At 62.9% G+C, this 24,857-nt stretch carries 29 protein-coding genes; 9 read left to right on the top strand and 20 right to left on the bottom strand.

Annotation, left to right across the window (positions count from 1 at the left end; translation table 11 throughout):
* Nucleotides 1-5: 5 nt before the first annotated feature.
* The gene (locus tag NKH70_RS19460) at nucleotides 6-239 is read left to right on the top strand and encodes a hypothetical protein (RefSeq protein ID WP_352977396.1); all 234 of its coding nucleotides are present in this window, start codon (nucleotides 6-8) and stop codon (nucleotides 237-239) included.
* A 25-nt stretch (nucleotides 240-264) separates the two neighbouring features.
* Here NKH70_RS19460 and NKH70_RS19455 read toward each other — a convergent pair whose 3' ends face one another.
* From NKH70_RS19455 to NKH70_RS19380, 16 genes are all read right to left on the bottom strand, one after another.
* Nucleotides 265-1,014, bottom strand: coding sequence for an ABC transporter permease (locus tag NKH70_RS19455; RefSeq protein WP_352977395.1), 750 nt, complete (start codon nucleotides 1,012-1,014; stop codon nucleotides 265-267).
* On the bottom strand, nucleotides 1,011-1,949 hold the full coding sequence (locus NKH70_RS19450) for an ABC transporter ATP-binding protein (RefSeq protein ID WP_353025842.1): 939 nt from the start codon (nucleotides 1,947-1,949) through the stop codon (nucleotides 1,011-1,013). The genes NKH70_RS19455 and NKH70_RS19450 overlap by 4 nt, the downstream gene beginning before the upstream one ends.
* Nucleotides 1,946-3,121, bottom strand: coding sequence for an ABC transporter permease (locus tag NKH70_RS19445; RefSeq protein WP_353025841.1), 1,176 nt, complete (start codon nucleotides 3,119-3,121; stop codon nucleotides 1,946-1,948). Before NKH70_RS19445 ends, NKH70_RS19450 begins: the two co-directional genes overlap by 4 nt.
* A 43-nt stretch (nucleotides 3,122-3,164) precedes the next feature.
* Nucleotides 3,165-4,076, bottom strand: coding sequence for a glycine betaine ABC transporter substrate-binding protein OsmF (gene osmF, locus NKH70_RS19440; protein ID WP_352977392.1), 912 nt, complete (start codon nucleotides 4,074-4,076; stop codon nucleotides 3,165-3,167).
* A gap of 159 nt (nucleotides 4,077-4,235) precedes the next feature.
* Complete coding sequence (locus tag NKH70_RS19435) at nucleotides 4,236-5,453, bottom strand: MFS transporter (protein WP_352977391.1); 1,218 nt, start codon at nucleotides 5,451-5,453, stop codon at nucleotides 4,236-4,238.
* Entirely contained in the window at nucleotides 5,450-5,950 is a 501-nt protein-coding gene (gene nusB / locus NKH70_RS19430; protein ID WP_352714844.1) for a transcription antitermination factor NusB, read from the bottom strand. Before nusB ends, NKH70_RS19435 begins: the two co-directional genes overlap by 4 nt.
* A complete protein-coding gene (gene ribH / locus NKH70_RS19425; RefSeq protein ID WP_352977390.1) occupies nucleotides 5,947-6,441 on the bottom strand; it encodes a 6,7-dimethyl-8-ribityllumazine synthase in 495 nt (164 codons plus the stop codon). Before ribH ends, nusB begins: the two co-directional genes overlap by 4 nt.
* 130 nt (nucleotides 6,442-6,571) lie before the next feature.
* Complete coding sequence (locus NKH70_RS19420; RefSeq protein WP_352977389.1) at nucleotides 6,572-7,189, bottom strand: riboflavin synthase; 618 nt, start codon at nucleotides 7,187-7,189, stop codon at nucleotides 6,572-6,574.
* A gap of 30 nt (nucleotides 7,190-7,219) precedes the next feature.
* Entirely contained in the window at nucleotides 7,220-8,350 is a 1,131-nt protein-coding gene (gene ribD / locus NKH70_RS19415; protein WP_352977388.1) for a bifunctional diaminohydroxyphosphoribosylaminopyrimidine deaminase/5-amino-6-(5-phosphoribosylamino)uracil reductase RibD, read from the bottom strand.
* A 2-nt stretch (nucleotides 8,351-8,352) separates the two neighbouring features.
* Complete coding sequence (gene nrdR / locus NKH70_RS19410) at nucleotides 8,353-8,862, bottom strand: transcriptional regulator NrdR (protein WP_352977387.1); 510 nt, start codon at nucleotides 8,860-8,862, stop codon at nucleotides 8,353-8,355.
* Between the two features lie 153 nt (nucleotides 8,863-9,015).
* Nucleotides 9,016-9,597, bottom strand: a complete 582-nt coding sequence (locus NKH70_RS19405) for a hypothetical protein (RefSeq protein ID WP_352714850.1) — start codon at nucleotides 9,595-9,597, stop codon at nucleotides 9,016-9,018.
* Between the two features lie 69 nt (nucleotides 9,598-9,666).
* Nucleotides 9,667-10,980 carry a serine hydroxymethyltransferase gene (gene glyA / locus NKH70_RS19400; protein WP_292658681.1) on the bottom strand — a complete coding sequence of 438 codons (1,314 nt, stop codon included), beginning with the start codon at nucleotides 10,978-10,980 and terminating at the stop codon, nucleotides 9,667-9,669.
* Nucleotides 10,981-11,278: 298 nt separating this feature from the next.
* The gene (locus NKH70_RS19395) at nucleotides 11,279-12,532 is read right to left on the bottom strand and encodes a L,D-transpeptidase family protein (RefSeq protein WP_023717271.1); all 1,254 of its coding nucleotides are present in this window, start codon (nucleotides 12,530-12,532) and stop codon (nucleotides 11,279-11,281) included.
* 338 nt (nucleotides 12,533-12,870) lie between these two features.
* Nucleotides 12,871-13,386: a transcriptional regulator LdtR gene (gene ldtR / locus NKH70_RS19390; protein ID WP_023674486.1), complete on the bottom strand. Its 516-nt coding sequence runs from the start codon at nucleotides 13,384-13,386 to the stop codon at nucleotides 12,871-12,873.
* Nucleotides 13,387-13,588: 202 nt separating this feature from the next.
* Nucleotides 13,589-14,011, bottom strand: a complete 423-nt coding sequence (locus NKH70_RS19385) for a DUF6163 family protein (protein WP_352714852.1) — start codon at nucleotides 14,009-14,011, stop codon at nucleotides 13,589-13,591.
* Nucleotides 14,008-15,051: an enoyl-CoA hydratase/isomerase family protein gene (locus NKH70_RS19380; protein ID WP_352714853.1), complete on the bottom strand. Its 1,044-nt coding sequence runs from the start codon at nucleotides 15,049-15,051 to the stop codon at nucleotides 14,008-14,010. The genes NKH70_RS19385 and NKH70_RS19380 overlap by 4 nt, the downstream gene beginning before the upstream one ends.
* A gap of 149 nt (nucleotides 15,052-15,200) precedes the next feature.
* Here NKH70_RS19380 and NKH70_RS19375 point away from each other — a divergent pair, with 149 nt between their 5' ends.
* The 4 genes from NKH70_RS19375 (at nucleotide 15,201) to NKH70_RS19360 (ending at nucleotide 18,894) form a co-directional block, all read left to right on the top strand.
* Nucleotides 15,201-16,025: a DUF8605 domain-containing protein gene (locus NKH70_RS19375; protein WP_352714854.1), complete on the top strand. Its 825-nt coding sequence runs from the start codon at nucleotides 15,201-15,203 to the stop codon at nucleotides 16,023-16,025.
* A gap of 86 nt (nucleotides 16,026-16,111) precedes the next feature.
* A complete protein-coding gene (hemB, locus tag NKH70_RS19370; RefSeq protein WP_352714855.1) occupies nucleotides 16,112-17,143 on the top strand; it encodes a porphobilinogen synthase in 1,032 nt (343 codons plus the stop codon).
* A 9-nt stretch (nucleotides 17,144-17,152) separates the two neighbouring features.
* The gene (locus tag NKH70_RS19365) at nucleotides 17,153-18,097 is read left to right on the top strand and encodes a cobaltochelatase CobT-related protein (protein ID WP_352910888.1); all 945 of its coding nucleotides are present in this window, start codon (nucleotides 17,153-17,155) and stop codon (nucleotides 18,095-18,097) included.
* Nucleotides 18,098-18,246: 149 nt separating this feature from the next.
* On the top strand, nucleotides 18,247-18,894 hold the full coding sequence (locus NKH70_RS19360) for a dihydrofolate reductase family protein (RefSeq protein ID WP_292658699.1): 648 nt from the start codon (nucleotides 18,247-18,249) through the stop codon (nucleotides 18,892-18,894).
* Between the two features lie 284 nt (nucleotides 18,895-19,178).
* On the opposite strand, the gene ppk2 is transcribed toward NKH70_RS19360, so the two are convergent.
* Nucleotides 19,179-20,099: a polyphosphate kinase 2 gene (gene ppk2 / locus NKH70_RS19355; RefSeq protein ID WP_352472021.1), complete on the bottom strand. Its 921-nt coding sequence runs from the start codon at nucleotides 20,097-20,099 to the stop codon at nucleotides 19,179-19,181.
* Between the two features lie 279 nt (nucleotides 20,100-20,378).
* Here ppk2 and NKH70_RS19350 point away from each other — a divergent pair, with 279 nt between their 5' ends.
* Both NKH70_RS19350 and NKH70_RS19345 read left to right on the top strand, forming a co-directional pair.
* Complete coding sequence (locus NKH70_RS19350) at nucleotides 20,379-21,422, top strand: aldo/keto reductase (protein ID WP_353025838.1); 1,044 nt, start codon at nucleotides 20,379-20,381, stop codon at nucleotides 21,420-21,422.
* Between the two features lie 112 nt (nucleotides 21,423-21,534).
* Nucleotides 21,535-21,693, top strand: coding sequence for a hypothetical protein (locus NKH70_RS19345; RefSeq protein ID WP_352714860.1), 159 nt, complete (start codon nucleotides 21,535-21,537; stop codon nucleotides 21,691-21,693).
* Nucleotides 21,694-21,745: 52 nt separating this feature from the next.
* Here the strand turns inward: NKH70_RS19345 and NKH70_RS19340 are convergent, their stop codons facing one another.
* Nucleotides 21,746-22,003, bottom strand: coding sequence for a DUF982 domain-containing protein (locus tag NKH70_RS19340; protein WP_023674477.1), 258 nt, complete (start codon nucleotides 22,001-22,003; stop codon nucleotides 21,746-21,748).
* A 96-nt stretch (nucleotides 22,004-22,099) separates the two neighbouring features.
* Nucleotides 22,100-22,762, bottom strand: a complete 663-nt coding sequence (locus NKH70_RS19335) for a GntR family transcriptional regulator (protein WP_352715233.1) — start codon at nucleotides 22,760-22,762, stop codon at nucleotides 22,100-22,102.
* A 198-nt stretch (nucleotides 22,763-22,960) separates the two neighbouring features.
* Here NKH70_RS19335 and NKH70_RS19330 point away from each other — a divergent pair, with 198 nt between their 5' ends.
* Both NKH70_RS19330 and NKH70_RS19325 read left to right on the top strand, forming a co-directional pair.
* On the top strand, nucleotides 22,961-24,220 hold the full coding sequence (locus NKH70_RS19330; RefSeq protein WP_352910892.1) for a multidrug efflux MFS transporter: 1,260 nt from the start codon (nucleotides 22,961-22,963) through the stop codon (nucleotides 24,218-24,220).
* A gap of 53 nt (nucleotides 24,221-24,273) precedes the next feature.
* A complete protein-coding gene (locus NKH70_RS19325) occupies nucleotides 24,274-24,642 on the top strand; it encodes a DUF423 domain-containing protein (RefSeq protein WP_352977385.1) in 369 nt (122 codons plus the stop codon).
* A 26-nt stretch (nucleotides 24,643-24,668) separates the two neighbouring features.
* Here NKH70_RS19325 and NKH70_RS19320 read toward each other — a convergent pair.
* Nucleotides 24,669-24,857 (bottom strand): hypothetical protein (locus tag NKH70_RS19320; RefSeq protein WP_353025836.1); only part of this gene is annotated, 189 nt, incomplete at its 5' end.

Genomic DNA, 24,857 nt, shown 5'->3' with positions numbered 1-24,857 from the left:
GGCCAGTGATCATCGTGCTCACAGCCATTGCGAGACATTATGCCGGCAAGCAAGACATTGCCGAGACTGTCGAAGCCCTCGATCTCGACAGTGATTGCGCTGTGGGCGACTTGGTCTCTGTGGTTAGAGCCGGCACACAGCATGATTTCGCCATCATCCGCCGCCGCTGGGTCGCCAGCGAGACGGGCGCCACGCTCGAACTGACGCTCGACCATCCAGCGCGTTCAACGGGCCGCTGAAAGAAACGAACTTCGCCCCGAGAGGTTACTCGGCCTCGCGTCCCATGCGCCGAGCCGTGTAGCGCTCGACCGCTGACAGCCCATCATAGATCAGCACGGCAAGGACTGCGACGATCAGGCCGCCCTGCAGGATGAAGGCGAGGTTGTTCGACAGCAGGCCGGCGATGATCACCTCGCCCAATGTCCTCGCCGCCACCGTCGAGCCGATGGTCGCAGTGGCGAGGCTGATCACCACCGACAGCCGGATACCGCCGAGAATGATCGGCGCGCTGAGCGGCAGTTCGACCTTGACCAGCCTTTGCCAGCCAGTCATGCCAGCGCCACGCGCCGCCTCGACGACGTTGGCCGGCAGCGTCGTCAGGCCGGTCAGCGTGTTCTCAAAGATCGGCAGCAAGCCATAGAGAAACAGCGCAATCAGCGTCGGCTTTTCGCCGAAGCCAACCGCTGGCACGGCAAGCGCCAGTACCGCCACCGGCGGAAAGGTCTGGCCTATATTGACCAGGCTGCGCGACAGCGGCAGGAATTCGGCGCCGGCTGGCCTGGTGACCAGGATGGCGAGCGCGACCGCAACGATTGTCGCGGCAACCGTTGCTATCAGCACGGTCCGCAGATGCAGCAGCGTTAGCGTCAACAGGCTGCCCTGATTGTAGATTACCGGCGCATTGTTCTCGGTCAGCGGCTTCAGCAGCGGTTCGAACCAGCCGGGATTGGTGACGAAGGCAATAAGCACCACCACCAGGGCAAGCCTGAGCAGCGAGGGAAGCCAAGCCTTCATGCCGGCCTCGCCGCTCGCTTAACCAGCCCGTCCACCGTGACGCGGCCAAGCGGCTTGCCGTCGGTATCTTTCACCGGCAGCGCCGGGCGGGCCGACCACAGGAGTTCGGCGAGCGCGTCGCGCTGGCTGGCATCACCGGGGATCGCCTCGCCTTCGGCGGTGCCTTTTTCCACCGCGTCGCGGACCCGGCCAAGCGACAACAGCCGGAACGGTTTTTCGCTGGCGCCTACCAGGGTTTCGACAAACGCGCTGGCCGGTTTTGCCAGTATCTCGGCCGGCCCGGCATATTGCACCACTTTGCCGCCATCCATCACCGCGATCTTGTCGCCCATGTGAACAGCCTCTTCCATGTCATGGGTGACAAGGATGATGGTGGTGCCGAAGCGCTTCTGGATCGCCAGCAGATCCTCCTGCGCCTTGTTGCGGATGATCGGATCGAGCGCGCCGAACGGCTCATCCATCAACAGCACGTTGGGTTCCGCGGCAAGCGCGCGGGCGACGCCGACGCGCTGCTGCTGACCGCCGGAAAGCTCATGCGGATAGCGTGGCCCGTAGGCTTCGGGGTCGAGTTGGTAGAGCGTCATCAGCTCGTCGACGCGGGCCTTGATGCGGTTGGCATCCCAGCCAAGCAATACCGGCACAGTGGCGATATTCTGCGCCACCGTGCGATGCGGAAACAGACCGTGGCCCTGGATGGCATAGCCGATGCTGCGACGCAGCTCATAATCCGGTACCGAGCGGTTGTCGACGCCGTCGAGCTTGATCACGCCCGATGTCGGCTCGACCAGCCGGTTGATCATGCGAAGCAGCGTCGTCTTGCCGGAGCCGGAGGTGCCGACGATGACGGCGATGCTGCGCGGCTCGATTACTATCGACACGTCGTCGACAACTGTCGTCTCGCCGTAGCGCTTGGTGATGCCTTCGATCTCGATCATGCCGTTTCAACCCTGCGCTTGCTGGCGGTCAGTTCGATCAACGCATCGAGGATGATGGCGGCGGCGAAGGCCAGCGCCACCGTGGGCACGGCACCGAGCAGTACCAGGTCCATCGCCGTCTGGCCGACGCCCTGGAACACGAACACGCCAAAGCCGCCGCCGCCGATCAACGCGGCAATCGTGGCGAGGCCGATATTCTGTACCAGCACGATGCGGATGCCGGTGAGGATCACCGGGAAGGCCAGAGGAAACTCGACGCCGAACAGCCGCTGGCGGTCGGTCATGCCCATGCCGCGCGCTGCGTCGTTGGCGGCACGCGGCACACCGGCAAGGCCGACCACGGTGTTGGCCACAACCGGCAGCAGCGAATAGAGGAACAGGGCGACGAAAGCCGGCGCCGTGCCGATGCCGCGAATGCCGAGCGCGGCAGCTCCCGGCACATGCGAAGCAACCCAGCCGAGCGGTGCTATCAAGAGGCCGAACAGAGCGATCGAAGGAATGGTCTGAATGATGTTCAGCACGTTGAGCACGCCGGCCCGCAATTTCTCGACGCGGTGGCAGAGGATGCCGAGCGGCAGGCCGATAATCACTGCTGCCGCCAGCGAACCCAGCGCCAGCGTCACGTGCTTGGAGCCTTCCGCCCAAAAACTATCGGCGCGATTGAGATATTCCTTGAGGATCGACAGGCTGTTCCAGCTCCCCGAGACCAGCAGCAGGCCGATCGCCGCTGCGGCGACAACAAGCACGCCGACCCGTGCCTGCGGCGACAGGTTCAGCCTTGTAAGCACGTCGGCGAGCAGAAGCGTAAAGGCGAAGATAAGCAGCCAGAAGCCCGAAGCCGGCGAGATACGGGCGAAGGTGTTGCCGGCGGGCGTCAGGAAGCTGCCGGCAACGCCGATCAGCAGCGTCAGCGCCGCAAGTGCAACCACACTGGCGGCGAGGCGCAGAGCAAGCGGCGTTTTCAGCAATGCAATGAGCGCCGCTGCGACAACAATCGCCATCAATAGCGGACCGACCGCCGCAGGCAAAGATTCGAGGATCGAGCGCGCCTCGCCGGGTACGATGCGATTGGCGCGGAACGTGGCGAATGGTGCCGCAAAAGCCGCATAGGCCGATATCGCCGCGATGACCACGCCGAGCTTGTCGAACCGGATGCGCACGCCCTCCCCCATCGGCCGATCCGGCGCACCTCGAAAGCGGCGCGCCGGAATCGCCTTACTTCAGGAAGCCGTTCTTTTTCAAAAAGTCCTCAGCGACGCCCTTGACCGGCTCGCCGCCAACCTGCACGCGGCCATTCAACTCCTGCAGCGTGACGAGATCGAGCTTGGCGAAGACCGGCTTCAGCAGCGTCTCGATTTCCGAGTGCTCCTTCAGCACCGCCTCGCGGATGATCGGCGCCGGCTGATAGACCGGCTGCACACCCTTGTCGTCTTCAAGCACGACGAGGCCGGAAGGCGCGATGCCGCCGTCGGTGCCATAGACCATGGCGGCGTTGGCGCCGTTAGTCTGGTTGGCCGCAGCGGCAATGGTCGCCGCCGTGTCGCCGCCCGACAGCGTGATCAACTGGTCCGGCTTCAGTGTGAAGCCATAGGTCGTCTGGAAAGCGGGCAGCGCGGCCGCCGAATTGACGAACTCGGCGGAGGCCGCCAGCACCACCTTGCCGCTGCCCGAAACGTATTTGCCGAAGTCGGACAGCGTCACAAGCTTGTTGGTCTCGGCGACCTCCTTGCGCAGGGCGATCGCCCAGGTGTTGTTGGCCGGTGACGGGGACAGCCAGACGATCTTGTTGGCGTCGTAGTCGAGCTTCTTGGCAGTCTCGTACGCCTTGGCGGCATCTTTCCAGACCGGATCGTCGGCCTTCTCGAAGAAGAAGGCGGCGTTGCCGGTGTATTCCGGATAGATGTCGATCTCGCCGGCTGTAATCGCCTTGCGTACCACGGGCGTGCCGCCGAGCTGGATGCGGTCGGTGGTCTGGATATTATTGGCGTTCAGCACCAGCTGGATGATGTTGCCGAGCACACCGCCCTCGGTGTCGATCTTCGACGACACCACCACCTGGGCGCTTGCCGAGGCTGCCGTGATGCCGAGCGCCAGTACAGCACCGGCCAGAACCTTGATTGAAAACATCTCACAAATCCCTTGCTGTGAACCGGAATACGGCTGCCGCATATGAGCATGGCTTCGATGCCCCGTCGGGGTACACGGTTTCATAAGAAGAGGGATGGGCGCAATAATTTTGTTCGAATGCGAGTGACTCCGCTGCCGCGCCGTCCCGACAGCGTGACGTCAGTTGGCCGCGCGCAAGCCCGTCATCTTCAACACGCCCAGTGCCACGAAGCACAGCACGACGACCGGGAAAATCATCCAGTTCAGCATCTCCCAGCCCCAGGCATTGTAGACCGCCCCCGACATCAGTGAGGCGAAGGCGACGGAGCCGAACAGGACGAAATCGTGGAACCCCTGGACCTTGCCTTTTTCGGACGGCTGGTAGCTGTCGGCCACCATGGCGGTGGCGCCGATGAAGCTGAAGTTCCAGCCGAGGCCGAGCAGGATCAGCGTCGTCCAGAACTGCCACGGTGCCAACCCCGACAGCGCGACTATACCGCAGCCAATGAGCAGCACCAGGCCGATGGCCACGATCCGCTCCGCGCCAAAACGATGGATCAGCGACCCCGTAAAGAAGCTCGGCGCGAACATCGCCATGACGTGCCAGGAAATGCCGAGCGTGGCGTCGTCGGTCGACAGGCCGCAGCCGACCATGGCCAGCGGCGCTCCGGTCATGACGAAGCTCATCAGCGCGTAGCTGCCGACGGCGCAAAACAGCGCCGCGACGAAGCGCGGCCTGGTGACGATTTCTGAGAGCGGCCGGGCGTCGCTGTCGGCGATTTCCACCTTGTCGGTTGCCTTGGCCGGGATGCGCAACAAAGAGAGAATGGCGGCGCCGACCGCCGCCAGCACCAGGATGGACGCAAACGAGCCGGCAAACTTCACCGGCGAGAACAGTTCGCCGGTGAAGATGACGATCTGCGGCCCAAGGATGGCGGTGACGATGCCGCCGGCCAGCACGAAGGAGATGGCGCGCGCCTTGAATTCAGGCGGAGCATTGTCGGCGGCGGCAAAGCGGAACTGCTGGACAAAGGCGCCGCCGATCCCGATCACGGCAAGGCCGAAAGCGAAGAGCCAGAAGCTGGCATGAAACAGCGCCAGCGTGGCGACCAGGCCGCCAAGCGCTGTGACCGCCGTGCCGATCATGAAGCCGTCGCGCTGGCCGAGCCGGCGGATGATCGCCGCTGCCGGCAGGGAACCGAGCGCCACGCCGACATTGAAACCGGTGATCGGCGCGGTTGCCAGCGACTTGTCGGCGTCGAGCAGGTACTGCCCGGCCAATCCGCCCATGGAAATGGCGATGGGTGCGGCCGAGCCGATGATCGCCTGCGAGGCTGCGAGGATGAAGGCGGTACGACGCGCTTCCTTGCCGGCCTCAACGGCGACGACAGCAGTCATGAGGCGTCCTTGCCGCGGCCCTCGCCACGCACCCGGCGCGACACGCGATCAAGCACCGCATTGACCAGTTTCGGCTCGTCTTCTTCGTAAAATGCCTTGGCGATGTCGACATATTCGGAGACGATGACCGCCACCGGCACGTCCTCGCGCTGCATCAGCTCGTAGACGCCGGCGCGCAATATGGCGCGCAGTGTCGAATCGAGCCTCGACAGTGGCCAGTCCTCGGTCAGCGCCTGTCGGATGATCGGATCGATGGTCTTCTGGTGCTCGACGACGCCGGCAAGAATGGCGCGAAACCATTGCGCATCGGCTTCGCGATAGAGCGCGCCGTCGACTTCCTTGCCGAGCCTGAACGCCTCGTATTCAGCGGTGATCTCAAATACGCCGCTGCCGGCGACGTCCATCTGGTAGAGCGCCTGCACGGCGGCCAGACGGGCAGCACCACGCTTGTTGGCGTGACGAACCGCAGGCTGTCCGGGCGCAGCGGGTTCGCTCACGATCGCTCTCCCAACTGCTGCTTGAGCGCAATCATTGTCAGCGCCGCACGCGCCGCAAAGCCGCCCTTGTCGCCTTCCGAACGCCTGGCCCGTGTCCAGGCCTGTTCGTCGTTTTCGGTGGTAAGGATGCCGTTGCCGATGCAGACCGAATCCTGCACGGACAGGTCCATCAGGGCACGGCTGGATTCATTGGCGACGATATCGAAATGATAAGTGTCGCCGCGGATCACCGTGCCGAGGGCGACGAAACCGTCATAGTTCGTCCCGCCTTCGGAGGCACCGTCGAGCGCGAAGGAAATCACCGCCGGGATTTCGAGCGAGCCAGGAACGGTGACGACATCGTATGTCGCGCCCGCTTCGTCGAGCGCGCTGGTCGCGCCTTCGAGCAACGCGTCCGCAAGGTCGTCGTGAAAGCGCGCCTCGATGACAAGAAGGTGGGCCTTCTTCTTCGGACGGATGAACGCTTTGCCGTGTTGGGATGTGCCTGCCATAGATGTCTCCGGGGATCGCCGGTGACTTAGGCCGAAGCCGGTTTGATCGCAAGCGGAAGATTGCCGAACGAACTTTCAAGGCCAACCCGGCGGCGGTCGCATCAGGGAATGGGCTTTATGGACGAGCGCCTCAAAGCCCCTCTTTAGCCGCCTCCACCAGTCGCGCCGCGTAGCGGGCCATGGTGTCGATCTCGAGATTGACGCGGTCGCCGACCTGGCGTTCGCCCCAGGTGGTGACGGTCAGCGAATGGTGGATCAACAGCACGTCGAAGCGGGTGCCTTCGACCTTGTTGACGGTGAGCGACGTGCCGTCGAGTGCGACGGAACCCTTGGGGGCGATGAATTTGGCAAGCTCGCGCGGTGCTTCCAGGGTAAGGCGCACGGCGTCACCCTCTTCCTTGCGGGCCACGATCTCGGCCATGCCGTCGACATGGCCTGACACGATATGGCCGCCAAGCTCGTCGCCGATCTTCAGAGCCCGCTCCAGGTTGATGCGCGTGCCAGATTTCCAGCCCATCGCGGTCGTTAGCCTGAGCGCCTCTTCCCAGGCCTCGACCTCGAACCAGCGTGCATTGGCGCCATCTTCCGGCAATCCCGTTACCGTCAGACAGACGCCGCCGCAGGAAATCGAGGCGCCAATGGCAATGGTCTGCGGATCGTAGGCGGTGTCGATACGCAAACCTACGCCTTCCCTTAGCGGCTTCACGGCAGCGACGGTGCCGACATCGGTGACGATTCCAGTGAACATTAGTTTGGCCCTGTGAACATCAGTTCGGTCCTAGATGTCTCTTATCCATTCCGCATATGTGTCTTCGCCGAAACGCATGTTGCGCAATTTGCGAAATCCCGGCGGGATATTGTTGGCATCGATCGGCGATACTATGCCGCCCTCGCCGATCGCGTCCGGCCCCTGAAACAGCACGATACGATCGACCAGTTGTTCGTCGAGGAACGCCTTGGCCACCCTGGCGCCGCCCTCGACCAGGAGGCTGGCCATGCCGAGCGCCGCCAGATCCTCGAGCAGTTCTGGCAGCGCAATATCGCCTTCATACGTCTCAGTGCCGATGAAGCGAACGCCGGCGCGTTCGAGCGCGGCGCGCCGGTGCGGATCGGCCTCGGCGCAGGCAGCGATATAGAGCGGCACACGGTCGACGCCGGCGACCAGTTTCGAAGTCTCGGGTAGCCTGATCTGACGGTCGAGCACGATGCGCGCCGGCGAACGGCTCTCCAGTCCCGGAAGCCTAACCGTCAGCGCCGGATCGTCCTCCAGTGCCGTGCCGATGCCGATCAATATGCCATCGGCTTCGGCGCGCATCAGATAGACTTCGCGCCGGGCGATGTCGCCGGTGATGGAGACCTGCCCCTCGCCTCTCACGCCGATCTTGTTGTCGCTCGAAAGCGCAAGCTTCAGGATCACTTCCGGACGTTTTTTCAGAGATCGAATCAAATAGCCGGCCATCTGCTCCGCGGCCTCAGCCGCCAGCACTTTTTCCACCACCTCGACGCCAGCCGCATGCAAGATTGCATAGCCCTTGCCGGAAACACGCGGGTCCGGATCGCTGGCAGCGCCAACCACACGCGACACGCCGGCACTGACCAGCGCATTGGCGCAAGGCGGCGTGCGGCCGTGATGGGCGCAAGGCTCCAGCGTTACATAGGCGGTGGCGCCGCGCGCCAGTTCGCCGGCCTCGGCCAGCGCTTCGGTCTCGGCATGCGGCCGGCCGCCGACGGCCGTGACGCCGCTGCCGACGATCATCGGCCCGTCGCCGTCGTCGCGCACGATCAGCGTGCCGACGGAAGGATTGGTCGAGGTCCGGCCGGCATTTTTGCGCGACAGCCTGAGGGCTGCCGCCATATAGCGGCGATCGAGGACCTCTTGCTGCGCCGTGCCGCGCTCGGACCCTGCCATGCTCAGCCGGCGTCCTCTTCGCTCTTCAGCTCTTCGCCCCTGGGCTCGTCAGCTTTGAGCTCGTCGCCCTTGAGCTCACCCAGTACGTCGTGGAAATCCTTGGCCTCGCGGAAATTGCGGTAGACGGAGGCAAAGCGCACATAGGCGACATCGTCGAGCGACTTAAGCGCCTCCATGACCAGTCGGCCGACTTCCCCAGAAGCCACTTCGGTCTCGCCCGAGCTTTCGAGCTGGCGCACAATGCCGGTCACCGCGCGGTCGATGCGCTCGGGATCGACATTGCGCTTGCGTACCGCGATTTCGACCGAGCGCAGCAGCTTGTCGCGGTCGAACGGCACCTTGCGTCCAGACTTCTTCACCACGACGAGGTCGCGCAATTGTACGCGCTCGAAAGTGGTGAAGCGGCCGCCGCAATCCGGGCAGACGCGCCGCCTGCGGATCGCCGCGCCGTCTTCGGCGGGGCGCGAATCCTTCACCTGCGTATCTTCGGACTGGCAGTAGGGACAGCGCATGGAGAGCCTTCGGTTCGCGATTCTCGTGGAGCGAAAGGCTTAGAGGTTTTTGCCACGATGGCAAAGTATGGCCGATGACCGATCGCGCCTCAGAGATAGCGAGGCACGAGGAAAATTGCGAGAGCGGCAATCAGTTGGACGGCAATACGCCAATCAGGGAGCGACGTCGCCGGTCGGGAAGCCGCAGGACGTGCCGAGATAGCGATAGGCCTTGGTGAAGCCGTCCATCGATATGGTCGCGACCGGCTTGTCGGCCAAGCTGACATCGAGGGCGCTGGTACGGCGCATGGCACGCAGTATGGCAAGCGTGGTCTCGGGCTTGTTGTTCATCATCCACTGTCCGTCGGCGATAAGATGAAAACCAGCCTTGATCTTGTCGTTGACGTCGCGGAACACGGCCGGGATGTTGTCACCCTTGGGCAAGTCACTGTTTTTCACGGCGATGATGAGGCTCGGATAGCCCTCGGGCGGCAGCACGTCGCCATTCGAGATGGCCAGCGTAAGGGTGCCGCTGGTCCCGTTAGCGTCGAAAAAGACCGTCGAGGCGGCACAGGTCTTGCGCACATCCTCACCGGTGTTGACCTCGTCCACCGTGGTGGACCACCTGCCGAAGGTCTCTGTCTTGGGTGCTGCTGGCGTCGGCTCGGTCTGCGCCAAGGCGGCGTCGGACTGCTGCGAGATGGCTAAGGTGAGCAAGGCGCCAACGCTGGCGAAACGGAAAATTCGCATCATCATCAAGCCTCTCCGAGATGCCGCCGTGCCCAGTTGATCGGCGCCGTCACAGTTGGGGAACGACGCCCTGCGTCAGCCAAGATAGGGGTAAAGCGGAAAACGATCCGTCAATGCCGCCACCTTGGTCTTCACGGCTGCCTCGACGGCCGCATTGCCCTCGTCGGAATTGGCGACTTTCAGTCCATCCAGCACTTCGGCGATCAGCTTGCCGATCTCGCGGAACTCGGCCTGGCCGAAGCCGCGCGTGGTGCCGGCCGGCGTGCCGAGCCGAACGCCGGAGGTGACGAAAGGCTTTTCCGGGTCGAAGGGGATGCCGTTCTTGTTGCAGGTGATGTTGGCGCGGCCAAGGGCAGCCTCGGCGCGCTTGCCGGTGGCGTTCTTGGGGCGCAGGTCGACCAGCATCAGATGGTTGTCGGTGCCGCCGGAGACGATGTCGAGACCGGTCTCCTGCAGACTGGAGGCCAGCGCCTTGGCATTGGCGACGACGCTCTCGGCATAGATCTTGAAGCTCGGCTTCAGCGCCTCGCCCAGAGCCACCGCCTTGGCGGCGATGACATGCATCAGCGGTCCACCCTGCAGGCCGGGGAAGACGGCCGAATTCATCTTTTTGGCAATATCCTCGTCGTTGCAAAGGATCATGCCGCCGCGCGGGCCGCGCAGCGATTTGTGCGTCGTGGTGGTGACCACGTGGGCATGCGGCAGCGGCGAAGGATGCATGCCGCCGGCGACCAGGCCGGCGATGTGGGCCATATCGACCATCAGATAGGCACCGATCGAATCGGCGATCTCGCGAAAACGCTTCCAGTCCCAGACGCGTGAATAGGCGGTGCCGCCAGCCAGGATCAGCTTTGGCCTGGTCTCATGGGCGGTCTTCTCGATCGCGTCCATGTCGAGCAGATGATCTTCCCTGCGCACGCCATAGGAGACAACCTTGAACCATTTGCCGCTCATATTGACCGGCGAGCCATGCGTCAGGTGCCCGCCGGAATTGAGGTCGAGGCCCATGAAGGTGTCGCCGGGCTGCAGCAGCGCCAGGAACACCGCCTGGTTCATCTGGCTGCCGGAATTCGGCTGGACGTTGGCGAAGTTGCAGCCGAACAGCTTTTTCGCGCGTTCGATGGCCAGTTCCTCGGCGACATCGACGAATTGGCAGCCGCCATAGTAGCGCTTGCCCGGATAGCCCTCGGCATATTTGTTGGTCATGATCGACCCTTGCGCCTCGAGCACGGCGCGCGAGACGATGTTTTCCGAGGCAATCAGCTCGATCTCGTGGCGCTGGCGGCCGAGTTCGTTGCGGATCGCGCCGAAAATCTCGGGGTCGGCATCGGCAAGCGTGGTTTCGAAGAAGGATTCGAATTTGTTCGACACTGCCGCTGCTGTTGCCATGGGCTGAAATCCTCAAGGTTCGGGGTCTGTCGCGCCATTAACACAGTTGCTTTCGGCCCGCCACGTTTGCAGCGCGAAATTTGCTGGCCGGATTGCGGCAGCCCCCCTGAAAGCACATTATTTCTTCGCCTGCCGGCCGGCAGCAGGGCTTCGCGTGATCTCCTGAACAGCCCCGCATGGTTTGCATATGATCCGTGGCGAAAACCGATTTTCGGAATCATGCGCAAAGCTCAGGGAACGACGGCGACAATAAAAAGGCCGCCCTTCCGGCGGCCTTTTTGCAAATGAACTCAGCTGCTTAGAGCGCGGATGTGATCTGCAGCTCGTTGGCCCCGTCGAGGCCGTAAATGTCGTCGCGGAACTGCACCACGCCCGGCCCCGTCGACCAGGCCGAGATGTAGAGGAAATAGACCGCCACCGGATTGGTGACCTGCACCGGGACGTTTTCGCCGCTCTTGATGGCCGCCTCGAAATGCTGGCGATTCCAGCCCGGCGTGTCGCGCAGGATCCAGGTGACGAGATCGCGCACATTCTGGACGCGCACGCAGCCCGAGGAATCGAAGCGCATCATCTTGCCAAACAGGCTCTGCTGCGGCGTGTCGTGCATGTAGACGCCGTCCGGGCTGGGGAAATTGATCTTGACCGAGGCCATCGCGTTGCCAGCACCCGGATCCTGGCGGAAGCGGTACTTCTCGGCGTCGTCGGTCGACCAGTCGACGGTCAGCGGATCAACCTCGCTGCCATCCGGCGCGAACAGACGGATGTGGCTGTCCTTGAGATAGTTGGGGTCCTTCCGCATCAGCGGAATGATGTCCTTGCGCACGATTGAGACCGGCGCGTTCCAGTAGGGATTGACGATGATCTCGTTGATCTTGGAATTGACGATCGGCGTCTGGCGGTCGATCTTGCCGACGATCGCGGTATGGCGCAGCACGACGCGATCGTTCTCGACCGCCTCGATCTGGGCGCCTGGAATGTCAACCAGCACGTAACGGTTGCCAAGCGTGCCGGCGCGCTCGCGCAGCCGCTGCAGATTGGTCTGCAACTGGCCGAGACGAATTGGCGCCGAAACATTCATCGCCGCATAAGAATATTGGCCCAGCGTCCCGTCGGCGGGCAGGCCATGGCGCGCCTGAAAGCGCTTGACCGCGGAGTCGACATAGGAATCGAAGGCTGTCGAAATGCCGGCGCTCTGCGCCAGATCGCCCGCAATCATCAGGCGTTTGCGCAGCGGGACCACGTCGGGATCATCGACGCCGAGCTGCAATTTCTTGGTGTCGGGAACCGGCTCCCAGCCGCCCTGGGCGACGATGTTCTGGTATTGCGCGACCGCCTGTTCGGTAAACGAAACGGTCTGCAGGCTGAAGATCGGCAGCGTCGAGGCCACCTTGCCGCCCTGGCTGGGGCGCGCGTCGAACTGGTCGTCCCAATTGCCGCGGGCCGAGGATTTCAGGATATCCCCGATCACATCCTGCGCACTGGCTCGGCCGGCGACCATAGCGGCTGCGAGCGCGGAGGCCCCTGAAAGGAAGAAACGGCGGCTGGTTCTCATGGACGTTCCAGACATTCTTGCTACAATTCCACTCACCGGGCGGTCTCGCCCGCACTCTAGGGTTGGCTTCTTAACAATTAGCCAACCATGGTCCGCATCACTTCGGTGTAAAAACACATGGGAAGTGACTTGGGCACAGGACAAATGCACGGCTTTGGCCCCAGCATCACCCGCATCTTCGGTTCCATTGGAATATGGCGGCAACGTGGCTGTTGCTCGAATTTGGATCGGCAGGCCTGACGAAACGGAAAGACCGGTGCTTTTCGGCACCGGCCTTTGGTCTGCTCCGCGGCAGCGCTTCCGTGGTCCAGCTTCAGATCTTGCTGCGGCGGATGCGACTACATCCGATAGGCAATCGTATCGTTCCAGAACCGATCCAACCGCTGCAGGGCGCGGTTCATCTGCTTGAACTCTTCGGTGTTGATACCGCCGACCTGCTCGATCGAGCCGACATGGCGCTCGTAAAGGCCGGCGACGACTTCCGCCACCTCATTGCCCTTCGGTGTCAGCGAAACCCGCACGGAACGGCGGTCGATGCGCGAGCGCTGGTGGTTGATGAAGCCGAGATCGACCAGCTTCTTCAGATTGTAGGAGACATTCGAGCCGAGATAATAGCCGCGCGAGCGCAGTTCGCCGGCGGTCAGCTCCGAATTGCCAATGTTGAACAGGAGCAGCGCCTGGATGGCGTTGATGTCGGAGCGGCCGTTGCGGTCGAATTCGTCCTTGATCACATCAAGCAGACGGCGATGCAGCCGCTCGACCAGCTGCAGCGATTCCATGTACAGCGAACGGATCGCCTCGCGGCGGTCATCGGATACGTTGGCGGTCTTCGCCGCCGGACGCGAATTGATCATTGTCTTTGCCTCTCGTTTGTCGCCCGGTGATTTTTTGTTCTTCACCTTGATCGCGACACTATCGAATACTCATAAAATTCGACTTAAACGCCAAGGCTAACAAGAGCTTACCGGTAAAGGGTTTCGAAAGAGGCTTAACGGACGGTCACCCGAGCAAGGATAATTAACCTAAAGATTTAGCCAACGATCCTGGCCGGAATTGCTATCGCCGGGCTTGCCGTTTCTGGATCCAGATCACCACGCGGAACACGATGTAGAGCAGCGCCACCGCAAGGTGCGAGGCGACGATCAGCAGCCGGTGGCCGAACAGCTCGGGGAAGCCGGCATACATGACGCTCTCGGTCACCGCGCAGATGAACCAGATCACCGGCCCCCAGGACGCCAGCATCCAGAGGCCGGCGGCAGCGAATGGAAAAAACACCGCCAGCACCACCGCCGCCACCTGCCAGTGCACCGGCATCAGGTCGAAGCGCCACAACGGGCCGGGGTAAAAGCCGATCAGCCGGATCCAGTACAAGATGCCGAACAGCAGGCAGTAGCCGGCGATGACGCGCTGGAACCAGGCGAAGATGACCTCGACCGTCGAGGGCTGCAGCACCACGCGTCTCGAGGCGACCTCGCTCACAGCTTCAGTTCCCGTTCGCCGAGCGGTGCGAAATAGGCGTCGACGTCGGCGGCGCTGACGTCATCGATGCCTGCCGGCCGCCATTGCGGCGTCGAGCCCTTGTCGATGATGGCGGCGCGGATACCTTCATAGAAGTCGTGCCCGGCAAGCATGCGGTTGAGGATACGGAACTCCATTTTCATGCACTCGTCCATCGACAACGTCTGCCCGGCGCTGATCTGGCGCCAGGCGACATGCAGGCTGGTCGGTGAACGGGTGCGGATGGTGGCCAGCGTCTTTGCCGCGAACTCGTCGGCAGTGGCTGCCCGCTCCAGACTGGCGACGATATCGGCCAGCGACGGCTGCGCGAAATGCCGGGCGATGGCCTCCAGTGTCGGCCTGTCGGTCTCGCGCCTGGCCGGGATGAAGCAACCGCGCAGCACTGATTCCGGGTCGCCGCTTTCCGCCAGACGGTCGAGAAAGCCGGCCTGGTCCTCCGCCTTGATCGTATGGGTGGCGAGGCCCGACCACAAAGCATTGCCATAGCGGATGCGGTTGCCGGTCAGCGCCAGATACATGCCGAAGCTGCCGCCGAGATCCGGCAACAGATGGCTGGCGCCGACATCCGGGAAAAAGCCGATGCCGACTTCGGGCATGGCAAACTGGGCGTTCTCGGTCAGCACCCGCTGCGAGCCATGGAAGGAGATGCCGACGCCGCCGCCCATGACGATGCCGTCGATCAGCGCGACATAGGGTTTCTTGAAACGGGCGATGCGGGCGTTCAGCCGGTATTCGTCGGCGAAGAACTCGACCGGCGGCTTTCCTGCCCGGCCGGCCTCGTAGATGTGGAGGATGTCGCCGCCTGCGGAAAACGCCCTGCCTTCGGCCTTGACGACGACAACATCGACGCCGTCGTCGCGTTCCCAACTGCGCAGCGCCTTATCCAGCGCCTTGACCATGCGGTGGGTTACGGCATTGAGCGCCTGCGGCCGCGTCAGCGTGACGATGCCGGCCCTGCCCAATCTTTCGAAGCGAATCTCGTCGCCTCCGCCAAAATCCATCGCCAGAGACTCCCTCCCCCGCGCCCCGCCGGGAGTGAAGTGCTAAAGCGTGGCGCATGGCCGCGTCAATGGCGGGCGGCCAATCCCGCTGCTTGGCCGTTGGCAGCAGCCGGTGCTAAAGCTGGTTCTTTGAACCGGAGGTTGAACCCTTGTCTTGGTTGCCGCGCCTTGCTGTTGCGGTGGTCGGCCTGATCGGCGCGATCACTTCTCCCGTGTCGGCCGCAACCGTCGACGAGCTCTACCGATCGCAGACCATCGTCACCGGCCAGGGCGAAGAGAACCGCCAGATCGGCTTCAAGGCCTGCCTCGATGCGGTGCTGGTTCGCGTCTCCGGCGATCAGCGGCTGCCGAAAAGACCTGATATGGCGGCGTTGCGCGACAAGGCCGGGAGCTTCGTTGCCGAATTCCGCTATCATGATCGTCTCGAAGGCATTCCGGTCCATGACGAACAGGGCACCCACGACCGACCGCACGATCTCACCTGCCTTTATAAGCCCGAAGTCATAGATCCCGTGCTTGCCGGGCTTGGCAGCAAACCATGGCTTGGCGAGCGGCCACGCTTGGCAATTTTCCTCAGCGCGGAGCAAGGCGCGAGACATTTCGCGCTGACCGCGGACGATCAGCGCGGAGCGGCGATGCGCGAATCCTTTGCCAATGCCACCGGTCCACTGGTCATGCGGATTGTATTTCCGGCAGCGTCGCTGCTCTCCGCCTCAAAGCTGGACGACCGAAGCCTCAGCCATGCCGACATGGCGACATTGGACCAGCTTGCCCGAAAAGCCGGTGCCGATCAGGCGCTCGCCGGCAGCATCGTCTGGAGCGACAAGGAACTGGGCTGGATCGCCGATTGGCGGCTTGCCATGAAGGGCAAGAGCTACAAATGGCAAGTGCGCGGCGTCAGCTTCGACGAGGCATTCCGCGTCGCCATGCGGGGCGCGGCGCAGGTGTTGTCCGGCAACGGCGCGCCAGAGTAAGGTTTTGAACCAGCACTGGCACAATCGTGTCGCATTGGTCAGCGGGGAAGGCTCGTGGTAAAAGCCGCCGATCCGGAGTTTTTGCGATGAACAAATTCACCCCTGCAAAGCCTGCCGGCGCGCGCAGCGTCGACGAGATCACCGGCAGCCGGCGGCTGCGGCGCATGCGCAAGGCCGATTGGTCGCGCCGCCTTGTCCAGGAGAACCGGCTCTCGGTCGACGATCTGATCTGGCCGATCTTCGTCGTCGACGGCAGACAAGTGCGCGAACCGATCGCCGCCATGCCCGGCGTGTTCCGCCTGTCGCTCGACCTCGTTGTCAAGGAGGCTGAGCGCGCGGCTAAGCTTGGCATTCCGGCGATCGCCACTTTCCCCAATGTGGAGCTCGGCCTGCGCGATCAGACCGGTTCGCACATCCTCGATCCGGAAAACATCATCAACCGTGCCACCCGCGCCATCAAGCACGCAGTCCCGGAGATCGGCATCATCACCGACGCCGCGCTTGACCCGTTCACCTCGCATGGCCATGACGGCATCTTGCGCGAGGGCATTATCGTCAATGATGAAACGGTAGAGCAGGTGACGGCGGCGGCCGTCATTCAGGCGGCGGCGGGGGCCGACATCATTGCCCCGTCGGACATGATGGACGGTCGGATCGGTGCCATCCGCGATGCGCTCGACGCCAATGGGTTTCAGGATGTAGCGATCATGTCCTATGCGACCAAGTTCGCATCCGCTTTTTACGGCCCCTATCGTGAGGCGGTCGGCACCGCCGGCCTGCTCAAGGGCGACAAGAAGACCTATTACATCGACCACGCCAATTCCGACGAAGCGGTGCGCGAGGCCGAGCAGGATCTCGCCGAGGGCGCCGACATGCTGATGGTCAAGCCCGGCCTGCCCTATCTCGACATCATCCGGCGGCTGAAGGACGAGTTGCAGATGCCGACCTTCGCCTATCAGGTCTCGGGCGAATATTCGATGATCAAGGCCGCCGCCGCCAATGGCTGGATCGACGGCGAAAAGGCGATGCTGGAATCGCTGCTCGCCTTCAAGCGCGCCGGCTGCGACGGCATCCTGACCTATTTCGCGCCGGAAGTGGCTGAAATGCTGAAGGGGTAGCAGACGTTGTTGTGGGGGCTGGGCAAGCATTTCAAAACGGTGTTTGGCCCTAAACCACGCGGCGACACGGATACGCTTGGGTATCACGCGTACGTCACGCTTTATGACTGGACTGTGCCGAGTTCCAAGCTGTCCAGCGCTATTGGTCGAATTTCGGACAAGCAAAAATCCGCGCTCGACGCCGCATGGATCGAGCTGGAAAGCGGTCTCGCCGGGTGGAAGACGAACAACCATATCCTGGCGGCGGATATAGCGGCAGAGGTCCGAAACAGCCTCTCGGAATCAGACCTCGATGACATGGTCGTTTCTATCCTCTTCGATCAATCCGGCTCGATGCGCGGCCAGAAAATTCTGTACGCGGCTGCATCCGCCGACATTGTTCAGGAATTCCTGCGCACGCTCGGCCCCAAGGTCGAACTCCTGGGCTTCACAACGCGCAATTGGCGCGGCGGAGAATCAAGACGCATCTGGAATGAAGATGGCCGGCCCGCCAATCCGGGAAGACTGAACGACCTGCTTCATATCATCTACAGGGAGGCTGGCGACAAGCGCCAGAGCAGTATAGGCCATGCCCTCAAGCCGATGCTGCGACCCGACCTGCCCAAAGAGAATGTCGATGGCGAAGCCATCGAGTGGGCGGCCGGGCGGCTGCTGGAACGTCCTGAATCCCGTAAAATACTGCTTGTCGTGTCTGACGGCGCGCCGGTCGACGATGCCACACTTTTAGCAAACGGCCCGCGCTATCTCGACGATCATCTCATTCATGTGGTTCGGCAGCTCGAGACAACCGGCAGAGTTGATTTGCTGGCGGTTGGGTTAGGCTTTGATGCAAGCCGCTACTATCGTGTCTCAGCCAATTGCGAGGCTCCCGATCAACTTGCCAGAACCATGCTGACGTTGTTGAAACGTGAGCTTGTCGCCGGGCCGAGAGCGAGTAGCGGCGACCGTGGCTGACGAGAGGCTGGTTTCGTCCCGGCGGCTGTCGTCCCACGATGCTATCCATCGTCAACTCACAGAGGCGGCCGTAAATACCGCTTGCAATTTGCAATCAGATAAGCTACCCAATAACCGATTGCAAAATGCAACTAGTTATGGAGGCTCTCATGTCCAAACTTCGCGTCAAGGCTTTCACCCTGTCGATCGACGGCTTCGGCGCCGGTCCCGACCAAGACCTGAAGAATCCGCTGGGTATTGGCGGGGAGGCCCTGCACGAATGGATGTTCGGCACCCGCACCTTCCGCAAGATGGTCCTCGGCAAGGATGGCGGGACCACGGACACGGACGAGGCGTTCGCGGCGCGCAGCTTCGAAAATGTCGGCGCATGGATCCTGGGCCGCAACATGTTCGGGCCGATCCGCGGCGAATGGCCGGATGACAGCTGGAAAGGCTGGTGGGGTGACAACCCACCCTACCACGTGCCGGTCTTCGTGCTGACGCACCATGCGCGTGAGCCCATCGTCATGGAAGGTGGCACGACTTTCCATTTCGTCACCGACGGCATCCATTCGGCGCTGGAGAAGGCGAAAGCAGTGGCTGACGGCAAGGATGTACGGCTCGGCGGCGGCGTCGCCACGATCCGGCAATATCTCCAGGAAAAGCTCATCGACGAAATGCATCTGGCGATCTCACCGGTCCTGCTAGGCGCCGGCGAGAGCCTTTTTGCCGGCATCGACATGCCCAAGCTCGGCTATCGCTGCAGCGAGCAGGTCGCGACGCCGAAGGCCACGCACGTCATCATCGAGCGCGATTAGGAAGTAGCGTGGGCGTTTTTGTCTGCGCTATTGGCGAAACCTTTGGTGCAGGCCCCTTTCTCCCCGTCACTATACGGGGAGAAATGCCCGGCAGGGCAATGAGGGGCGGCGCAAGCGATCAAAGATTACGCTGCCGGACAATACCCCCGAGGGCAATATGACGTCAGAATAAGTTTAGTCCACGAAGTGATTTGAGCGGGTTCAATTGTCGAGGTTGGCGCCGCCCCTCATCCGCCTGCCGGCACCTTCTCCCCGTATGGTGACGGGGAGAAGGGAGCCCTGCCTCAGTACTTCTCCGGCACATACAGTTCGCGCGGCAGTACCTGGCGCTCGTATTCGGGATTGAAGACGCGCTCCGGCAGTGTGATCTCCTCGTGCGGCACCTCCTCATAGGGCATTTGCTTGAGGAGATGGTCAATGCAGTTCAGCCGTGCCCGCTTCTTGTCGTTGCCCTCGACGATGAACCACGGGGCTTCCGGGATATTGGTGCGGGCGAAGGTCTCTTCCTTGGCCTTGGTGTACTGCTCCCAGCGCACGCGCGACTGGAGGTCCATCGGTGATAGTTTCCATTGCTTCATCGGGTCATGGATGCGCATCAAAAAGCGCATCTGCTGCTCCTCGTCGGTGATCGAAAACCAGTATTTGACAAGCGTAATGCCTGAGCGGACCAGCATGCGTTCGAAATCCGGAACGTCGCGGAAGAACTCCTCGACCTGATCCGGCTGGGCAAAGCCCATTACCCGCTCGACGCCCGAGCGGTTGTACCAGGAGCGGTCGAACAGCACGATCTCGCCGCCGGCCGGCAGATGCGGAACGTAGCGCTGGAAATACCATTGCGACTTCTCGCGCTCGGTCGGCGCCGGAAGTGCTGCGACGCGGCAGATGCGCGGATTAAGCCTCTGGGTGATGCGCTTGATAACACCACCCTTGCCCGCCGAGTCGCGGCCCTCGAAGACCACGACGAGCTTCTTCTTGTGATAGGCGACCCAGGATTGTAGCTTGATCAATTCGGATTGCAGCGTGATGAGATCGCGAAAATACTGCAGGCGGTCGATCGATGGCGGATGCGCATTCTTGTAGATCTTGGCGATCTCCATCGACAGCGCCGGCTCCGAGATTTCCAGCTCATAGTCTTCATCGAGCGTGTCGGCGAGTTCCGCTTCCAGCCAGTCCCTGGCCGGGGAATTCTGTTTTATCTCGGTCATTTGCGCTGCTCCGCTTACAGGCCTTGCCGGCCGCTGTCAGGCGCTCTGCCGCCCGGCCCGGCGGCCGGAAATCGAAGCGCTGGACCGATGTTAGTATAGGCCGGCAATGACGGTTTTATTGCAGCCACTACTGCGCTGGCTGTGCGTTCAATCCGGAAGATGTGATCGAGCTTGCCATGCGGAACGGGCGACAAGCGGAACGAATTATCCTACAAATACCCGGTTCATTGAGGGCTGTCGTTTGCAACGCCCTTTCCCGATAAATCGTGAGGATACGACATGGAATACCGCACTCTCGGCCGTTCCGGGCTGAAGGTTTCGACGCTGACCATGGGCACCATGACGTTCGGCGGCGGCGGCGCGTTTTCGGCGGTCGGCAAGACCGACCTCGACGAGGCGCGCCGGATGATCGACCTTTGCATCGATGCCGGCGTCAATGTCATCGACACCGCCAACGTCTATTCGAACGGGGTGTCGGAAGAGATCATCGGCGAGGCGCTCGGAGGCAAGCGCAAGGGCGACGTGCTGATCGCGTCCAAGGCGCGCATGCGGATCGGCAAGGGCCCCAACGATGAAGGCTTGTCGCGCTACCATCTGATCCGCGAATGCGAGGGGAGCCTGAAGCGCCTCAGGACCGATGTCATCGACATCTATTTCCTGCACGAGTGGGATGGCCTGACACCGCTTGAGGAAACCATCGCCGCGCTCGACACGCTGGTCGCGCAGGGCAAGGTCCGTTATGTCGGCTGCTCCAATTATTCCGGCTGGCAAGTTATGAAGGGGCTGGGGATCAGCGACCGTCATCACCAGCCGCGCTTCGTCACCCAGCAGATCCATTACACGCTGGAAGCGCGCGAGGCCGAGTATGAATTGTTGCCGATCTCGGTCGACCAGGGGCTCGGCGTGCTGGTCTGGAGCCCGCTTGCCGGCGGGTTGCTGTCCGGCAAATACCACCGTGACCAGCCGACCGCCCGCCAGCTCAGCGGCTGGTCGGAACCGCCGATCCGCGACGAGGACCGGCTGTGGCGGATCGTCGACGCGCTGATCGATATCGGCAATAACCACGGCGTGTCGGCGGCGCAGGTGGCGCTTGCCTGGCTGCTCGGCCGGCCCGCTGTCAGTTCGCTGGTGATCGGCGGACGAACCGAAGCGCATTTCAAAGACAATATCGCCGCTGCAAGCCTTGTGCTTGCCGATGAGGAGCGCACACGGCTCGACGTGGTCAGCAGGCCGCCCGTGCTCTATCCCTACTGGCACCAGCAATTCACGGCAAAGGACCGGTTCGGGCCGGCCGATCTCGTCCTCGACCGGGACGGCGCCTGAAAAGTCGGGCTCTCCGGACAGCGCCGAGATATGGAGCCGATCGTGCCTTGCGGTGTTGTGTTTGCGGTCCAATGCTCCTAGGCAAAGGCCAAGCACAATGAAAGGAAACGATATGGCACGAGCACCGAACTACGGTCAGGAACGCAAGGAACGCGACCGGCAGAAGGCTGCCAAGAAGGCGGAAAAGCAGGCTGCCAAGGTCGCGGCCAAGGAGCGCTCGAAGCCCGAGGGCGAAAGCGAGCCCCAGACCAACACCGAAACGGCCGAGTGATGATATCAGGCCTGTCAGGTGGCCCGGGTCTCGGTCAAGTCCCCGCTATGCCTCAGGCCGGCGCCTTGTCGCTGACGAAGACGTTCACTTCACGGGCGGCGGCAATGAAGGCCCGTCTTGCGTTCATGGCCGGCTTGTCGCCGGCCAGCGCATCATGACAGGCCTGCAGCGCTTCGCGGTGCTTGGGGCTGCGCTTGCCGGGCCAATTGTTGAGGAGGTAGTCGGAAGCCTCGCGGGCTGTACGCAAGAGCTGGTTGCTTCCCGCCGCGCCCTTGACGGTCACGGGTGTGTCAAATCGGTTGTTTTCCATCGCCGCTCTTACGCCATCGGCATTTGCGAAGCGAGACCGAAAGTAGCTTTCTTCGCTCATCTGCCTTTTTCGTGATCAATGGCCGCCGATCCGCACTCAAGCGACGACGGCAAATCCCCTGGCGCGCAGGCCGCGCCGGTCGTTGCGCAGCGACGTCACCAGCCGGTCGCGGCTGCCGACGATATGGGCTGAAACCAGGCGGGCGGCCCCATCGGCGTCGCCGGCCCGCACCGCCGACAGAATGGCATGGTGTTCGGCCCAGGCGCGGCTGAGCGCTGCCTCGTCGCGAACCTCGAGCCAGCGGGCGCGCGACAGGCGCGTCATCGCGTCGCGAACCGCTCTGAACAGGAACTCGTTGCCTGACAGGCGTGCCAACTCGATATGAAAATCCATGCCGACGCGATGCCATTCCTCGCGCGGGGTTTGGTCGTCGCAGGAATCGAGCATCGCCTCGATGATTTCGACGGCGCTCCTGTCCTGCAAGGCACAAGTCAGCCTGAGCGCCGCGACCTCGACCGCCTCGCGATAGACGGCGATCTGCTCGAGTTCGGCGAGATTGATAGGCGAGACCGTCCAGCCGCGGCCGTCGCGGCAAATCAGGCCTTCGGTCTCGAGCCGCAGCAAGGCCGCCCTGACCGGCGTGCGCGAGGCACCGAAGCGGCTTTCGATCCAGCGCTCTGTCAGCCGCTCGCCGGGACCGATCTCGAGCCCGAGGATCATTTCGCGAAGCTGCTTTTCGACGTTCTGCATCTGCGACATTGGCGTTCCGTTCAGGTCATTTGTTCCGGCAATCGGGTCACTGGCCAGCGTTGGCCGATCACGCCGGCCTTTGTCGATCATGTTGGAGAGGCCCGCATTGACAGCGACGAGGCTTGCGTTCATGACAGATACCAGCTTGGTATCCCAAAATGGTATCCGCAGCAAGTTTTCATGCAAGCTGGCCGGACAGGACAGGACATGCCGCAAGACGCCACCCTCGCCACGCAAGGCACGCATAACGTCCACTGGCGTCGCAATCTCGCCGTGTGTTTGGCCGGCTCGTTCAGCACGCTCGCAGCGATGACGCTGCTGTTGCCCTTCCTGCCGCTCTACGTCGAGCAGTTGGGCGCCGAGGGCCATGCGGCGATCGTGCAGTGGTCGGGCATCGCCTACGGCGCCACCTTCCTTGCTGCCGCGCTGGTGGCACCCCTATGGGGCCGGCTAGGCGACCGCTACGGCCGCAAACTGATGCTGGTGCGCGCCAGTTTCGGCATGGCGCTGTGCATGTCGCTGACCGGCATGGTGCAGACTGTCTGGCAATTGGTGTTCTTGCGCCTGCTGATCGGCTTTGCCGGCGGCTATTCTTCGGGCTCGACCATCCTGGTTGCCATGCAGACGCCGAAGGATCGCTCGGGCTGGGCGCTGGGCGTGCTGTCGGCCGGAATCACGGCCGGTGCCCTGGTCGGTCCGCTGCTCGGCGGCGCGCTGCCGCCGCTGATTGGCATCCGGGCCACATTCCTGCTCGCCGGCGGCGTCATTTTCCTGGCCTTTCTGGCAACCACCTTGCTGATCAAGGAGGCCCCTCGCCCGGTTGCCGCCAAGGCCGCGTCAGAAGAAAAGGCGAAAGGCGGCTGGTCGCAGATTCCCGACAAGCGCCCCGTCGTCGCCATGCTGGCGACAGGCATGCTGTTGAGTTTCGCCACCATGTCGATCGAGCCGATCATCACCGTCTATGTCCAACAGCTCATCGAAGATCAGAGCCAGGTCACGCTTGTCTCCGGCATCGTCATGTCGGCGGCAGCGCTCGGCGCCATCCTGTCGGCGTCGCGGCTCGGCAAGCTCGCCGACCGTATCGGCCACTGGAACGTCATCGTTGCCTCACTCGCAGTCTCGGCGCTGCTCTTGATTCCGCAGGCCTTCGCCACGCAAGGCTGGCAGCTCGTCGGCCTGCGTTTCCTGATGGGCCTGGCGCTTGGCGGTCTTTTGCCCTGCATCACCAGCGTCATCCGCCACAATGTGCCCGACGGCGTCGGCGGCAATGTGCTGGGCTTGTCGATCTCGGCGCAATATGTCGGGCAGGTCGCCGGGCCGTTGCTCGGCGGCTTCGCCGGTGGCCATTTCGGTATGCGCTCGGTGTTTCTCGGCACATCCGTTCTGATGGCGGGCGGAGCGGCCTATAACTGGCTGGTCCAGTCGCGCCGCGAACGCGACATGCTGGCGGAAGCCGGCAAATCCTGACACGGTTCGCGGCACTATCTCAGGCGGTCGCCAGGAATCATGGAGGCGTGGAAATGAGCACGGATGAACACGCGGCAGGCGGCCGCATTCTGGTTCTTGCCGGCGGCCTATGCGGCGCAACCGGCGTGGCGCTTTCGGCGGCGGCGGCGCATCTCGGCGGCGCTTTCGTCGGTACGGCCGCGTCCTTCCTGCTCATGCATGCGCCGGTCTTCCTTGTCGTCGGGCTGCTCGGTGGAAATAGCATCCTGCGAACCGGAAGCCTCATCCTTCTCTTCGGGCTTCTGCTGTTCTCGGGAGATCTTCTGGCCCGCGACTTCCTTGGCTCGCGGCTGTTCCCGATGTCGGCGCCGATCGGCGGCACGTTGCTCATCGGCGGCTGGCTGGTGATGGCCGCCTCGGCGCTGGTGCGCCCGCGCCCTTGACGCGGCAGCCAGGTTCGCCAGTTCTGTCAGTCGCGCGGACGCTCGGGCCGGACTTGGCCGTCGCGCTTGGTCGTCTTGACCACACGCCGTCGCTCCGGCCGTTCGGTGGCCGGCGAGATGCCCCAATAATTCAGTCGCGCGGACGCTCGGGCCGGACTTGGCCGTCGCGCTTGGTCGTCTTGACCACACGCCGTCGCTCCGGCCGTTCGGTGGCC

This window comes from Mesorhizobium sp. M0991, from assembly GCF_040318915.1.
Lineage (GTDB): Bacteria > Pseudomonadota > Alphaproteobacteria > Rhizobiales > Rhizobiaceae > Mesorhizobium.
This window is presented reverse-complemented; position numbering and strand designations above follow the sequence as displayed.